The organism is Bacillus sp. D7-8, assembly GCF_052055895.1.
Classification (GTDB): Bacteria; Bacillota; Bacilli; order Bacillales; family Bacillaceae; genus Bacillus; species Bacillus velezensis.
The window spans coordinates 2,108,680-2,121,137 of sequence record NZ_CP179922.1 but is presented as its reverse complement, the minus strand read 5'-3'; the positions used below and the strand labels follow the sequence as shown (position 1 = coordinate 2,121,137).

Here is a 12,458-nt window from a genome sequence, read left to right as displayed (position 1 = left end):
CGGCAGGTTTTTCAGTTATATGCTTTGAGCCGGCCAGAAAGGTTTTGCCGTATATAAGGCCATTCCTCCCGAAGGATGGAGTAGTAGGCGGTATCTCTGAGACCGCCGTCGACAGCCGGAATGTGTGCGCGGCGGATCCCTTCAAATTGGGCTCCGATCCGCAAAATCGCAGTCCGTGAGCGCTGGTTGCGAACGTCGGTTTTCAGCGTCACCCTGACAGCTTGCCACACGTCAAACGCATGAGTCAGCATCAGAAGTTTACATTCCGTATTGACACCGGTCCGCTGCACGGCAGAGGCATACCATGTGCTGCCGATCTCACACACTTCCGGAGCTGCGTCCGCCGGCCGCGTAAACACTTCCGCATCCATAAACCGCGTGCTTCCGACGATTCGGTCTGTTTCAAGACTCCGTACTGCAAAAGGCAATGCAAGTCCTTTTTCATAATCGGAAAGCGCGCGCTCAATATAACGCTTTGTTTCTTCGATTCCGTCAGGGACATGGGTGTAAGCGTAAGTCGTCCTATTTTCTGAAGCTGCTTCGCAAAGTGCCTGAGAGTGATCAATCGTCAGCAGCTCTAACTGAACGAGTGACCCTTTAAGAATGACAGGTGTCAGCATCCCAATCACAACCTTTTTTTATGAATGGGTCAAGTATAGCCGAATGGTTTCTTATTCAAAAGGGCCAATTTCCTATTAAAATGGCGGGTCAGGCAAATGCCCAGCCCGAATTTATGCATACATTCAGGAAAAAAGCGGAAACTTATGTAAAGAGGTGATGGGTATGGCATATGTGTTATCTGTCGGAACCAGCATTCCGAAGTATCATGTCTCGCAAGAAACGGCGGCGGATTTTGCGAGAGGGATGTTTGCCGATTCATTTAAGGATATTGACCGGCTGTTAAAAGCCTTTCAAAACGGCGAAATTGAATCAAGGCAGTTTGTCCGGCCGATTGAATGGTATAAAACGGCACGGGGTTTTTCAGAAAAAAACCGGCTGTATACGGAAGAAACCGTCAAGCACAGTGCGGATGCGGCACTTGATTGTTTAACAAACCCGGATTGTTTAACAAATCCCTTTCCATATGAAAAAGTCGATGCGATCTTTTTTATTTCCAGCACCGGGCTTTCGACACCCAGCATTGAAGCGAAAGTGATGAATCAGCTTCCGTTTTCTGCGAAAACAAAACGGATACCGATCTGGGGTTTAGGATGCGCGGGCGGAGCGGCCGGCCTGTCCAGGGCGTACGAATACTGCCGCGCGTATCCTGAAGCATACGTGCTTGTCATCGCGGCTGAACTCTGCAGCTTAACGTTTCAGCCGAACGACAAGTCAAAAAGCAACTTAATCGGAACTTCCCTGTTTGCGGACGGAATTGCCGCAGTACTAATCGGAGGAGAAAAGGCGAACCGAAACGATGTCAAACAGCCGCTTCTTCCGCGGATATTCGCCACCCAATCGGTGATGATGCCGGATGCGGAAGATGTGATGGGCTGGGAATTCACGGACAGCGGTTTTCAAGTCATTTTTTCAAGAGATATTCCCACCCTGGTTTCACAGTGGCTGAAGGACAATGTTGATGAATTTTTATTTGCATATGGTATCAGTCCTCACGACATTAAAACCTTTCTTGCCCATCCAGGCGGGAAAAAGGTCATTGACGCCTATTTAACGAGTCTTTCAATGGACACCGGTCAGCTTGCGGCATCTCGGAAGGTGCTGCAAAAACACGGGAACATGTCTTCCGCAACTATTTTTCATGTGATAAAAGAACAGTTGCTCCACGGACGGCAGAAGGAAAACGAAAAAGGGCTGATCGGCGCTCTCGGGCCGGGATTTTCGTCTGAGCTTTTGCTGTTCAGCTGGGAAAAGGGGGCTTCTTAATGTTTTGGCTGTTTATCATGCTGCTTGCGGCCCAGCGGATTGCGGAGATGATCGTGGCCCGGCGCAATGAGCAAAAGGTGAAAAAGCAAGGCGCAGTCGAATACGGAGAAGGACATTATCCCTTTCTCGTCCTGATGCACGTGCTCTTTTTTGTCTCTCTTACAGCTGAGGTGGCGGCGTTTCAAAAAACGCTTTCTCCAAGGTGGGCCGCCATTATATGTATTATTTTATTTGTACAGGGGATCAGGTATTGGGCGCTATTATCATTAGGGCGGTATTGGAATACGAAAATTCTTGTCGTGCCGGATGCGGAGCTTGTCAGAAAGGGGCCGTACAGGTGGATGAAGCACCCGAACTACGCGGTCGTCATCTTAGAATTTATTTTTCTGCCGCTGTTATACGGAGCGTATTGGACACTGTTTCTCTTTTCGATTCTCAATGCCTGCATGCTCACTGTGAGGATTCGCGCCGAAGAGAAAGCGCTAGAAGAAAACACCGCAAAATAGAGATTGAAAATCATTCTCAATCATGATAAGATATAAATATGAAAATGATTCTCATTCAAGGTGGTGCCGAAAATGACAATGTTATTTTTATTTGCAGCCGTTTGTACATACAGTGTTTTAATTGGTTTCGTATTGAAAAAAGTTTCGAATAAATCGATGTCTTCTTAAACATCTGCGGTTTTTCCTGCCGCGGGTGTTTTTTCTTTATCAGCTGCCGATATCGGCGGCTTTTTTGCGTTTCCTGAAGAAAAGTGAGCCATTCTTGTGTAAAATGGGGGAGAGGTTTTTTTCAGAGCTTTCTAAAAATGAAAAACGTCATTTGATGCGACAGACACAAAGGGGTAAAGACACATGACAGAAGAAGAACGCCATAACAGGGAGATTTTCAGCAGAACGGGTGCCTTATACGCACAATTTTTGGATCATCAGGATGAAAAACGGGCCGATCAGCTCGCGGCTATTATGAAAAAAGCGGCTGATGAAGAGGTTTATATCGCGTTTACCGGGCATTATTCGGCCGGAAAGTCCTCTTTATTAAACACATTGCTCGGTGAAGACATACTGCCGACAAGCCCGATTCCCACAAGCGCCAACCTCGTCGTCATCCGGCACGGTGCAGATAAAGTCGTGCTTCATACGACGGACGGGGCTTATGCAGAAATTAAAGGAAGTTACGATAAAGAACAAGTGCAGCAATTCTGTAAAGACGGTGAGCAAATTGAAACGGTGGAAGTCTATGCCGGCTTTAAGGAGTCAGAGCCCTATGCGGCCTACATCGACACACCGGGAATTGATTCGACGGACGAAGCGCATTTTTTATCAGCCGCTTCGGTTCTGCATCAGGCTGACGCTTTATTTTACGTCGTTCATTATAATCACGTCCATTCAGAAGAAAATATGCTGTTTCTCAGCTCCATCAAAGACCGTATTTCGAATTTGTTTCTGATCGTCAACCAAATTGACAGACATAATGAAACTGAAACGAAGTTTGAAGAGTACCGCAGGCAGGTGGAAGACATGCTTGAAGGCGCGGGAATACCGAAAGAATCGCTTTTCTTTACGTCTGTCACTGAGCCTGACCATCCTTTAAACGGCATGGAACAGCTGAAAAAACATTTGCAGAAGCTGAAACAGCAGGCAAAAACAAATTTATGGTCCTTAACGGAGAGAAAAGTTGCACACTTAGTCAAAGAGCATACAGAGATGCTCGTAAAAGATGATAAAAACGGCAGCGGAGAGCAGTTTGACAAACAAGAAGCACTTGTCCGTTCTGTTGAAGGTGAGCTTAAAAAAGCCGTTCAACAGGCTGAAACAGCAGAGAAAGACATCAGAAAAGACGTGCAGAACATACTGCAAAACGCTAATCTGACACCCTTTGAGATGAGGGAGCTTGCATCTGCTTATATTGAATCACAGCAGCCCTCATTTAAAACCGGATTATTCTTTTCAAAAGCGAAAACAGCTTTGGAAAAAGAAAGAAGGCATGCTGAATTTTTTGCCGATATTAAAAAAAGAACGGAAGGGGAAGCGGATTGGCATATTATCGACACATTTACGAAAGCGGCCAAGCGGTATGAAGCGGATTCGGACGAACTGATCAAGAAAATCCAGGCGTACCGCACACCGCTTTCTGATGATATCACCGCTCAGGCCCTTAAGCAGGGAGCGGCCTTTTCATCTGAATACGTATTAACTTATACGAAAGACCTCGCTGAAATGATCAGAAGGGAAGCCAAAAGACAGACAGCGGAACTCATTGAGGAGCTGACCGCTTATGTTCAGACAAAAAACGGACCGCTCATTGAGAACTTGAAAAACCGGCTCGAAAAAGAAAAGAAAATAAGGGATGAGCTCGCGCAATCGGCCAAAGAAGAACGCAATGCCTTGGAAAAAGCAGCCCGCGTCCGCGCTTTGTGGGAAGAAGAATTGACCTGTGATACGGGAAGCGGCGACTGGTATACGCGAAAAAAACGCCTTGCAAAAGCGCCCGTCCAAAAGAAACCAAAAGAGGCTGTACAGCATGAAGTAAGCAAGCCCGAAAAAAATGCGATGAAGGAACTTCCTATAAAAGAGCAGACTGATCGGTTCTATGAGCTTGCCGGGATTCTTGAATCCTCGAGCATATTAGGAAAACAGGCAGAAGCCTTTCGAAGCAGGATTGAGCGGCTTGAAAACCGCCAGTTTACCTTGGCGTTATTCGGCGGATTCAGTTCCGGTAAATCATCATTTGCAAATGCGCTTGTCGGTGAATTCGTGCTTCCATCATCACCGACGCCCACAACGGCTACGATCAACAAAATAACGAAACCGCAAGACGGCAAACCGCATAAATCTGCGGAGATCGTTTTTAAAACGGAGGAGGAGCTGGACGCTGAAATGCTTCAGCTGACTGAGCTGAAAGATGCTGATGTAAAGGGGCGTTCACTGAAAGAGAGATGGAATTATGCCATTAAAAAGGGAAAAATTCCGGATGAACTCATCCCGGTGATTCAGACGATGCTGCAGGCGTTTGATACGTATGAAGAACAGATCCGTCAAAGGCTGACACTGACGGTGCCGATTGAAGATTTAAAACCGTACGCAGCCGAAGAAAAAACGGCCTGCTGCGTAAAAGAAGTCACCGTGTATTATGATTCGCCTCTCACGCAAAAAGGCATCACCATTGTTGATACGCCGGGAGCAAGCAGTATAAACAAGCGTCATACGGAACTTGCCTTTCAATATATAAAAGATGCTGACGCGTTCTTTTATATGACGTACTATCAGCATTCTTTTTCAAAAGGAGACAGGTCTTTTCTGAAGAAACTCGGCCTCGTCAAAGAAACATTCGGCATGGATAAAATGTTTTTTGTCATTAACGCCGCCGATCTGGCCAAAACCGAAAGCGAGCTGGAAACCGTCAAAGACTATGTCCGCTCAGAACTCTCAAAAGAGGGAATTAACCGGCCGAAATTATATCATGTCTCAAGTAAAGAAGAGCTTGCGGGTAAAAAAGAAGCTTTTTATAACAGGTTCTCTGATGTAAGAACCGGGCTTGAGCACTTTATTGAGGAAGATGTAATGAGGGCCAGCTGCGCCCAGCTGAAAACAGAGGCGGACAAATTGTGCGATATGGTGGAACAGCTTCACGAATCTCTTCACCAGTCGGCAGAAGAAAAAGAGAAAAAGAAACAGCGTCTGGAGTCTTCCTATGAAAAAGCTCTCGCTGACATTTCAAAGCGCCGTACGTCTGAGGTCATCATTCGAAAAGTGATGAAAGATACAGAAGAACAGCTCTATCACATTAAACATCGCCTGACGTTTTATGCGAATGATATGCTGAAAACCGCCTTCCATCCGGGTCTTCAAAACGGTGATTGGAAACAAAATATATCAGCGGCGCTGAATGAAGCGCTCAAGGAATTCCGTTTTGAATATATTCAAGAGCTGAAAACGCTCGATATCCGAATGACCGGTTTTATTGAGCGCCATATGACTGAGGAATGGATGGAAAACTGTCAGAAGAAGCTTATGGAAGACGGAGATTTCTCCATTTATGTCAGCGGTGAAAACGAATTTGCCGTTCAGCTGAAAGAGGTCGCTCCGGTCATTGACGTCACGGCATTCTCACATCACGTAAAGGAAGTTAAATCACCGAAGCAGTTTTTTGAACAGAACGGAAAAGCAGCGTTTGTAGAAGGGCTCAGGCTCAGCCTGCAAAAAGTGACAGAAAAGTGGCTTGAGCAGGAGAAAGAAAGCCTTTCAGAGCGATATGCTGAGCAGGTGCGCCGTCTGCAAGAAGACATGGCGGATAAAAGCCTGTCCCAGATCCGCGAGCAGCGGGACACTTATTTACAAGGTCTTGCGGAAAATACGAGTGCAAGGGAAATTGAACACCTTTACGAAGCCGAAAAAGCATGGAAAAAGAAAGATGAAATGCTGAAAATTTAAAAATCCGGTTGGCGGGCAGATAACAGTCGTGGTAGACTAAAATGAAAAAAAGCGAGATGAAACCTTTTATGTCAGAAGTCCATAAAGCAATTTCAGCACATTCCGCAAAACAGCATCAGCATGTCAAAACATTTGTACAGCTTGATTATGAGCGTGAACAGGCCATTGAAGAAGCCATTGTAAAATGCAGACAGAATAAACCGTTCACGACAGATGCCATCAATGGCATCACCGCAAAAATGAACCAGCTGGCGAAAAAGGGCATCGTGCCGCAAAGACGATTCGTAAGTGAAGAGATGGTGAAAGAATTCGTCAGCAGACAGTAATGGATGAACCTGCCGCGTGTGTCATCAGCGCTTGCTGTACATACTATCCGTATCTTCTCTAAAGGGGGATATGACCATGGGCAGAACAAAACTGGGAAACAGAAATGCTCAGCAGAATAACAATGCCAAAAAGAAAAACGGCTTCGGACAGAAATTTGATTCTTATGCCGGCCGTGAAGCTGAAAAGCTGATGGCAAGCAATAAAAGACACGGTGAATAAACGTGACGGCAGCATCTTCCAAATGGGGGGATGCTGTTTTTTTACCGCCTTCTTTGGTAAAATAGGAACATTGAATAAAAAGGAGTTTCGATATATGAATAATAAATTACTGCTCGTTGACGGCATGGCGCTTTTGTTCCGCTCGTTTTTCGCGACGGCCGTTCATCGCAATTTTATGATAAATGAAAACGGAATTCCCACAAACGGCGTCAACGGTTTTTTAAAGCATCTTATTACGGCGGTTGATACGTTTCAGCCCACACATGTCGTCTGCTGCTGGGATATGGGAAGCAAAACGTACCGCAATGATTTGTTTCAAGATTATAAGGCCAACAGAAGTGAACCGCCGCTAGAGCTGATTCCGCAATTTGATCTAGCGAAAGAAGCAGCGCGAGAGCTCGGTTTTTTAAACATCGGCATAAAAGGCTATGAGGCGGATGACTGTATCGGTACGCTTTCTGCCCTATATTCCGGGGAAGCGGAAATTACGATTGTAACGGGTGATAAAGATCTGCTTCAATTGCTGAATCATCAAGTTCAAGTAGCGCTGCTGCAAAAGGGTATCGGCAATTATAAGGTATATACAGATGAGATATTTAGAGAAGAAACGGGAGTTCCGCCAAAAGCGCTGATTGACATTAAGGCGCTGATGGGAGACACGAGCGATAACTATCCCGGCGTTAAAGGGATCGGGGAAAAAACGGCGTACAAGCTGATCCGTGAATACCAAAACATAGACCGGTTATTAGAAAGCCTCGCTCTCTTGCCGAAGGGCCAGCAAACGAAAATTCAGCAAAGCTTGAAAGAATTGGAGCTGTCAAGGCAGCTTGCTGAAATACATTGCGAGGTGCCGTTAGTCTGTACGCTTGAAGAAGCGCTTTTTTCATTGAAGATGGAAGAGGCGGCATTAATGCTCAGACGCCATCAGATAAAAGGAATTGAAAGGATGCTCGAAAAGCTGAACGCCAGAGAGATCAGCTGATCCCTCTAGCGTTTTGTATTGCTTTTTTTTGCGTTGTTTTCAAGGGCTGATTTCGGGTCTTTGTGCGCATTTCCTTCCATATTTCCCTGAGGATTCACGCCCCCGGTCAGCCTGCCTTTATTTTCTTTTCTCATAGCTGTTCACCTCATTTGTAGGATGAACAGTGAGACGCAATTTCATTCCGGTTATTTATTCAGCCGAATCGCTTTTTTTGCGAGCTGATCGGCTGTTTGGTTTTGTCTGCCGGGAATCCACTTAATGAAAAACAATGGAAATCCGGCCTTTAACTGGATGATTTCGTCCACAAACGGCTGGAAAGCCTTGTTTTTAACCGCTTCAAGATCTGCGGCCCGCTCCACGATATCCGAATCCGTCCGGAATGACACGGACTCAAATCCGCGGGCGGCACACAGCTTCATTCCTTCAATTAAAGCGAGAAATTCAGCTTCCTGATTTGAATGGTCGCCGATCGGAATTGAGAAAGATTCTGTTTTCCCGTCATGTTTAATAAAAATACCGATACCGGACGGGCCCGGGTTTCCGGCGCTTGCACCGTCTACATAAATTTCAGCGGGCATCATCCGTCACTCTCCATTCGGTGTCATTCGTTTTGCCGCATACGCATAAGGGACAGAAATGAGTGATACCGCAAATTTAATCAGGTAAGTTGAAATGAAGATGCTGAACCATACTCCCGCGGAATAAACGCCGATAAAGGCCACGGCAGTGAAGATAAATGTATCCAGCAGTTGGCTGAGCGCCGTGCTTCCGCTGTTTCTGAGCCAGAGAAGCCTGTCTGAAGGAAAGATTCTCCGAATGGCTGAATATACATAAACATCTATCGTTTGGCTGAAAATAAAAGCCAAGAGGCTTCCGAGCGCAACACGCGGCAGAAAACCGAAAATCGTCTCAAGGGCCGGCTGTGCGATATCTGACGCAGCCGGTTTATATAAAAGAGCTCCCTGCATGGCGCATGTCAAAGCGAGCAGAGTGGAAAACCCGAGCCAGACGGCTTTGCGCGCTTCTCTGGGACCGTATTTTTCATTCAGCACATCCGTTGCGAAGAAAACGGTGCCGTACATGATATTTCCCAGTGTCGCCGTAAGCCCGAACAGCTCGACTGTTTTGACAACCTGCAAGTTGGCGCACACCGTGGCGAAACCGATCCATACGAATAGGCCCGTTTTGCCAAATCCTTTATAAAACAGAAGAACAATGATAAAATGAATGACCGCAAATAAGATCCATAACACATCGTTAAACAAAACCTGCTGACTTCCTTTCAATTTGAGAATGGTTTGATTATAGCACACGCCCGTCAACTAATGAATGGTAAGGTGATTTCAATGAATCTTAAGCCGTATATCGAAATAGAAGCAAAAGGAACAGGCCCTGTCGCATTTTTTTCCGAAGATTGGCTGACCGTTCCGAAAGCGCGCATGCTTGCAAGAGAAGTCAGCCGCTTTCCTTATATAAAAGACATTTATTTTGAGGATGAAAAAGGCGTGAGCTGGACGCTTAAAGAATTAGAAAAGCTTACTGAAGAGCTTGCGCACGAACCTGACGACATTACAGTGTATTTCGACGGCGGCTTTGACAAAACAAGCGGACGCGCCGGACTCGGAATTGTCGTGTATTATTCTCTCGGCGGCAAGCGGCACCGCATACGGAAAAACAAAAGCTTAACGCTTCAGACGAACAATGAGGCCGAATATGCCGCTTTATACGAAGCGCTTAAGGAAGTGCAGGAACTTGGCGCAAGCAGAAATTCAATCACGATAAGAGGGGATTCCCTCGTCGTTTTGCATCAGCTTGACGGCAGCTGGCCGTGTTATGATGAAACGCAAAACGAATGGCTGGATAAAATTGAAGCGCTGCTCGAATCCTTAAAGCTGACACCGACATATGAAGCCGTAAACCGAAAGGAAAATCAAGAAGCGGATGACCTTGCCAGAAAAATTCTCTCGGACCGGCAGATTGAAAGCCGCATAACATTAGAAGGTAACGGAGATGACTGATATTGGATAAAAAAAGCATTTATAAAGAATTGACAGAGCTTCAGGATGAATATTGCAAAGACTGTTTCGTAAAAAAGCATTTCCGCAAAGAGTTTGGAAAAACGCACGCTCATTCTTTCTGCATCAACCAATGCACGGTGGGGGAGAAGCTGAAAGCCTACGGCAAGGTGCTGACAAATCAATAAAAAATAAAACCGCAGCTTCTGCGGTTTTATTTTTCGAATTCATCAAGCTGATGCTGGCAATCGTCGAGAAGCATTCGCTGCTTTTGCAGAAAATCCTGGTCGAGAGCTTGCAGTTCACTGGATTGTGACATCGTTCTGGCATCCTGAATCGCCTGGTATGCAGATTCCACCAAAGTTGAATTTTGGCTTCGGGTAGCCGCTCCCGTTGTTTTCTGGGCTGTTTCCACTGCTAATTCAAGCTGGCGTTTATCCGTCAGTCCGTTTGGAAAAAATTCAGAGTCCATTAAAAAACACCTCCGCAAATAGTTTGGAGATTTTTTTTTAGAAATATGTACGGAAAATAGAAAAAAATATAGAAAATAAGCCGATATAACTATTGAACCTGATTAATTAGGGCTTATTTACTATTATTCAGGGTATCTTGGGAGAGAAGGGAAAAACCAGCCGTGAATGATAAAGATTTAAAAACAATCCTTCAGCAGACATTTAAAGAGATATACGGTGATTTGGGAAGTTTAGCGGAAATGGCAAAAAAAGGAATGCCGTCAATGGAGAAACAAATTGAAGAAATCGAGCAGCGCTGCAAGCAGAATCTTGTCGCAATTGAGATTCAGACGGCAATCAAATAGGAGAGGCATACGCCTCTCCTCTATTTGTCATCTGATCAACATGTATTGAGTTTAGAGTTTTACAACATTAGAAGCTTGAGGTCCACGATTACCTTCGACAATTTCAAAAGAAACTTCTTGTCCTTCTTCTAATGATTTGTATCCTTCTCCTTCGATAGCAGTGAAGTGAACAAATACGTCGTCTCCGCCTTCAACTTCGATGAAGCCGAATCCTTTTTCGTTATTGAACCATTTTACTTTACCGTTTTGCATATTGCTTAATTCCTCCTAGTACTGTAGCACCTTCGTGCTAAAAAAAATTTTGTCATCATCCAACCGTACGTATGTAAACGTTGTTAAATGATGGTTCAACTATACACCATATGGGAGCGGACGTCAAGCGGCCGCTCCCTATTTTTTATCTTTATTTTTCCAGTCACAAAGCTTAACCGAAAAAAACAAAAAGCACACGAATCGTTCGTGTGCTTTTCTTTTACGATAATGCCATATCCGCCTTCCCGGCCATCATTTCAGATTCTTTTATAATGTCCTGCAAAATGACCTCAGAAGAGTTGGGGAGGTGAAGGCTTTTAATATTGTCCTTCATCCGGTTCAGCTTCTCCTCATCCGCAAGAAGGGAGGTGACAGACTCTAAAATTTCTTCGTGGCGGTTGACCACGACAGCCGCACCGCGATCTTCAAAGAAAATGGCGTTTTCTTTTTCCTGCCCGGGAACCGGTTTGTACAAAATAACGGGTACTCCGATCGCCGTCGCTTCCGTCAGTGTGATGCCGCCCGGTTTCGTGATCATGCAGTCCGTAATACGGAACAGCTCGTCAATTCTTTCTACATAGCCCAGAACTTTCAGCCGGTCGGCATTGTCACCTTCTAAGCTGCTGAGGGATTCTTTCAGCGAGCTGTTTTTGCCGCATACCACCACAACCTGCACCTGATCGTCATGAACGAGATTTTCGCACAGTTCTTTTACGTTTTTCAGCACACCATGCGCTCCCGCCATAATAAGAAGAACTTTTTTGTCGGGAGAGAGATTGTATTTTTTATAAATCGGCTCTTTCGGCATCGATTCCTCGAATTGAGGTCTGATGGGAATGCCCGTGATCTTTACGTTGTTCGGGTGAGTGCCGATTTCAATCAGTTTTTCCTTCACGTAATCTGTGGCGACATAATATTTATCAACATTTTCATGAACCCAGATTTTGTGAAGGCAGAAATCGGTCATAACGTTGAACGTCGGGATCACTTTTCCGGTTCTCCGTCTGTATTCCGGTACGACAATCATCGGAAATGTATTGATAATAATGTCCGGCTTATGCTCTTCAACGAGCTGGCCTAAACGTTTATTTCCCATTTTAAAATAAATATTGAATTTGCGTTTATTATAGATTTTGTCAACTCCGTAATAAAACAAACGATAAAACTGTTTCCCGATTGAGAAGCTTTTTAAATAAAGGTATTGAGTAACCTCTGAAACAATCGGATTTGACTCTTGATACAAATTGGAAACCGTCACATCTAAGCCGAGACGCAGACACTGTTCGTAGAGCGTTTTGGCCACTTGAACATGCCCGTTTCCGTAATTTGCAGTCAAAATTAATACTTTTTTATTGGTATTCAAGTAAATTCACCTCAATGTAATCAACAACAAGCAAGCTTCATGCATCGTAAGGAGTTATTGTCTATAGATAAACATAACACAAGTGCATCATTTTATAATAAGTGCGGCAACATATTTAAACTAAATTTAATTGATATGTTCCATTATTTTAAAGTTTTGTTAT

The 12,458-nt window shown here is 44.9% G+C and carries 17 protein-coding genes and 1 pseudogene; 10 read left to right on the top strand and 8 right to left on the bottom strand.

What is annotated here, in order from left to right; all coding sequences use genetic code 11:
* Nucleotides 1-11: 11 nt before the first annotated feature.
* Nucleotides 12-620 carry a GNAT family N-acetyltransferase gene (locus ACKTRM_RS10290; protein WP_012117821.1) on the bottom strand — a complete coding sequence of 203 codons (609 nt, stop codon included), beginning with the start codon at nt 618-620 and terminating at the stop codon, nt 12-14.
* Between the two features lie 163 nt (nt 621-783).
* Here ACKTRM_RS10290 and ACKTRM_RS10285 point away from each other — a divergent pair, with 163 nt between their 5' ends.
* The 7 genes from ACKTRM_RS10285 to ACKTRM_RS10255 all read left to right on the top strand — a co-directional run bounded on the left by ACKTRM_RS10285 (nt 784) and on the right by ACKTRM_RS10255 (nt 7,848).
* Nucleotides 784-1,884, top strand: coding sequence for a type III polyketide synthase (locus ACKTRM_RS10285; protein WP_012117820.1), 1,101 nt, complete (start codon nt 784-786; stop codon nt 1,882-1,884).
* A complete protein-coding gene (locus ACKTRM_RS10280) occupies nt 1,884-2,390 on the top strand; it encodes an isoprenylcysteine carboxyl methyltransferase family protein (protein ID WP_003153565.1) in 507 nt (168 codons plus the stop codon). The genes ACKTRM_RS10285 and ACKTRM_RS10280 overlap by 1 nt, the downstream gene beginning before the upstream one ends.
* A gap of 72 nt (nt 2,391-2,462) precedes the next feature.
* Nucleotides 2,463-2,558, top strand: a complete 96-nt coding sequence (gene fbpC / locus ACKTRM_RS10275) for a Fur-regulated basic protein FbpC (protein WP_025284905.1) — start codon at nt 2,463-2,465, stop codon at nt 2,556-2,558.
* 183 nt (nt 2,559-2,741) lie between these two features.
* A complete protein-coding gene (locus tag ACKTRM_RS10270) occupies nt 2,742-6,320 on the top strand; it encodes a dynamin family protein (RefSeq protein ID WP_012117819.1) in 3,579 nt (1,192 codons plus the stop codon).
* 68 nt (nt 6,321-6,388) lie between these two features.
* On the top strand, nt 6,389-6,646 hold the full coding sequence (locus ACKTRM_RS10265) for a YpbS family protein (RefSeq protein ID WP_012117818.1): 258 nt from the start codon (nt 6,389-6,391) through the stop codon (nt 6,644-6,646).
* A 76-nt stretch (nt 6,647-6,722) separates the two neighbouring features.
* Entirely contained in the window at nt 6,723-6,866 is a 144-nt protein-coding gene (locus tag ACKTRM_RS10260) for a hypothetical protein (protein ID WP_003153570.1), read from the top strand.
* A 94-nt stretch (nt 6,867-6,960) separates the two neighbouring features.
* Nucleotides 6,961-7,848, top strand: a complete 888-nt coding sequence (locus ACKTRM_RS10255) for a 5'-3' exonuclease (RefSeq protein ID WP_012117817.1) — start codon at nt 6,961-6,963, stop codon at nt 7,846-7,848.
* A 5-nt stretch (nt 7,849-7,853) separates the two neighbouring features.
* Here the strand turns inward: ACKTRM_RS10255 and sspL are convergent, their stop codons facing one another.
* Genes sspL through ACKTRM_RS10240 form a run of 3 tightly spaced genes read right to left on the bottom strand, consistent with a single transcriptional unit; the run spans nt 7,854 to nt 9,113 of the window.
* Nucleotides 7,854-7,982 carry a small, acid-soluble spore protein L gene (sspL, locus tag ACKTRM_RS10250; RefSeq protein WP_003153575.1) on the bottom strand — a complete coding sequence of 43 codons (129 nt, stop codon included), beginning with the start codon at nt 7,980-7,982 and terminating at the stop codon, nt 7,854-7,856.
* 51 nt (nt 7,983-8,033) lie between these two features.
* A complete protein-coding gene (locus ACKTRM_RS10245) occupies nt 8,034-8,426 on the bottom strand; it encodes a reverse transcriptase-like protein (protein WP_032873511.1) in 393 nt (130 codons plus the stop codon).
* 6 nt (nt 8,427-8,432) lie between these two features.
* On the bottom strand, nt 8,433-9,113 hold the full coding sequence (locus ACKTRM_RS10240) for a queuosine precursor transporter (RefSeq protein ID WP_012117815.1): 681 nt from the start codon (nt 9,111-9,113) through the stop codon (nt 8,433-8,435).
* An 81-nt stretch (nt 9,114-9,194) separates the two neighbouring features.
* Between ACKTRM_RS10240 and ACKTRM_RS10235 the strand changes: the two genes are divergently transcribed.
* Complete coding sequence (locus ACKTRM_RS10235) at nt 9,195-9,866, top strand: ribonuclease H family protein (RefSeq protein WP_012117814.1); 672 nt, start codon at nt 9,195-9,197, stop codon at nt 9,864-9,866.
* Nucleotides 9,867-9,868: 2 nt separating this feature from the next.
* On the top strand, nt 9,869-10,051 hold the full coding sequence (locus ACKTRM_RS10230; protein WP_003153581.1) for a zinc-finger domain-containing protein: 183 nt from the start codon (nt 9,869-9,871) through the stop codon (nt 10,049-10,051).
* A 26-nt stretch (nt 10,052-10,077) separates the two neighbouring features.
* On the opposite strand, the gene ACKTRM_RS10225 is transcribed toward ACKTRM_RS10230, so the two are convergent.
* Complete coding sequence (locus tag ACKTRM_RS10225) at nt 10,078-10,335, bottom strand: DUF2564 family protein (protein ID WP_012117813.1); 258 nt, start codon at nt 10,333-10,335, stop codon at nt 10,078-10,080.
* Nucleotides 10,336-10,497: 162 nt separating this feature from the next.
* On the opposite strand from ACKTRM_RS10225, the gene ACKTRM_RS10220 reads away from it, so the two are divergent.
* Entirely contained in the window at nt 10,498-10,680 is a 183-nt protein-coding gene (locus tag ACKTRM_RS10220) for a hypothetical protein (protein WP_012117812.1), read from the top strand.
* Nucleotides 10,681-10,731: 51 nt separating this feature from the next.
* Here the strand turns inward: ACKTRM_RS10220 and cspD are convergent, their stop codons facing one another.
* The 3 genes and pseudogenes from cspD to ACKTRM_RS10205 all read right to left on the bottom strand — a co-directional run bounded on the left by cspD (nt 10,732) and on the right by ACKTRM_RS10205 (nt 12,295).
* Entirely contained in the window at nt 10,732-10,932 is a 201-nt protein-coding gene (gene cspD, locus ACKTRM_RS10215) for a cold-shock protein CspD (RefSeq protein ID WP_003153604.1), read from the bottom strand.
* 15 nt (nt 10,933-10,947) lie between these two features.
* Nucleotides 10,948-11,059, bottom strand: a pseudogene (locus ACKTRM_RS10210) (hypothetical protein); the annotation flags it as partial.
* A 93-nt stretch (nt 11,060-11,152) separates the two neighbouring features.
* Nucleotides 11,153-12,295: a diglucosyl diacylglycerol synthase gene (locus ACKTRM_RS10205; protein WP_007409520.1), complete on the bottom strand. Its 1,143-nt coding sequence runs from the start codon at nt 12,293-12,295 to the stop codon at nt 11,153-11,155.
* Nucleotides 12,296-12,458: the final 163 nt, after the last annotated feature.

What these genes read in the sequence shown, in the direction of transcription:
- ACKTRM_RS10245 (WP_032873511.1), bottom strand. Translation starts at nt 8,426, where the DNA reads ATGCCCGCTGAAATTTATGTAGACGGTGCAAGCGCCGGAAACCCGGGC.
- ACKTRM_RS10280 (WP_003153565.1), top strand. Translation starts at nt 1,884, where the DNA reads ATGTTTTGGCTGTTTATCATGCTGCTTGCGGCCCAGCGGATTGCGGAG.
- ACKTRM_RS10290 (WP_012117821.1), bottom strand. Translation starts at nt 620, where the DNA reads ATGCTGACACCTGTCATTCTTAAAGGGTCACTCGTTCAGTTAGAGCTG.
- ACKTRM_RS10225 (WP_012117813.1), bottom strand. Translation starts at nt 10,335, where the DNA reads ATGGACTCTGAATTTTTTCCAAACGGACTGACGGATAAACGCCAGCTT.
- sspL (WP_003153575.1), bottom strand. Translation starts at nt 7,982, where the DNA reads ATGAGAAAAGAAAATAAAGGCAGGCTGACCGGGGGCGTGAATCCTCAG.
- ACKTRM_RS10235 (WP_012117814.1), top strand. Translation starts at nt 9,195, where the DNA reads ATGAATCTTAAGCCGTATATCGAAATAGAAGCAAAAGGAACAGGCCCT.
- ACKTRM_RS10265 (WP_012117818.1), top strand. Translation starts at nt 6,389, where the DNA reads ATGTCAGAAGTCCATAAAGCAATTTCAGCACATTCCGCAAAACAGCAT.
- ACKTRM_RS10285 (WP_012117820.1), top strand. Translation starts at nt 784, where the DNA reads ATGGCATATGTGTTATCTGTCGGAACCAGCATTCCGAAGTATCATGTC.
- ACKTRM_RS10255 (WP_012117817.1), top strand. Translation starts at nt 6,961, where the DNA reads ATGAATAATAAATTACTGCTCGTTGACGGCATGGCGCTTTTGTTCCGC.
- ACKTRM_RS10260 (WP_003153570.1), top strand. Translation starts at nt 6,723, where the DNA reads ATGGGCAGAACAAAACTGGGAAACAGAAATGCTCAGCAGAATAACAAT.
- ACKTRM_RS10270 (WP_012117819.1), top strand. Translation starts at nt 2,742, where the DNA reads ATGACAGAAGAAGAACGCCATAACAGGGAGATTTTCAGCAGAACGGGT.
- fbpC (WP_025284905.1), top strand. Translation starts at nt 2,463, where the DNA reads ATGACAATGTTATTTTTATTTGCAGCCGTTTGTACATACAGTGTTTTA.
- cspD (WP_003153604.1), bottom strand. Translation starts at nt 10,932, where the DNA reads ATGCAAAACGGTAAAGTAAAATGGTTCAATAACGAAAAAGGATTCGGC.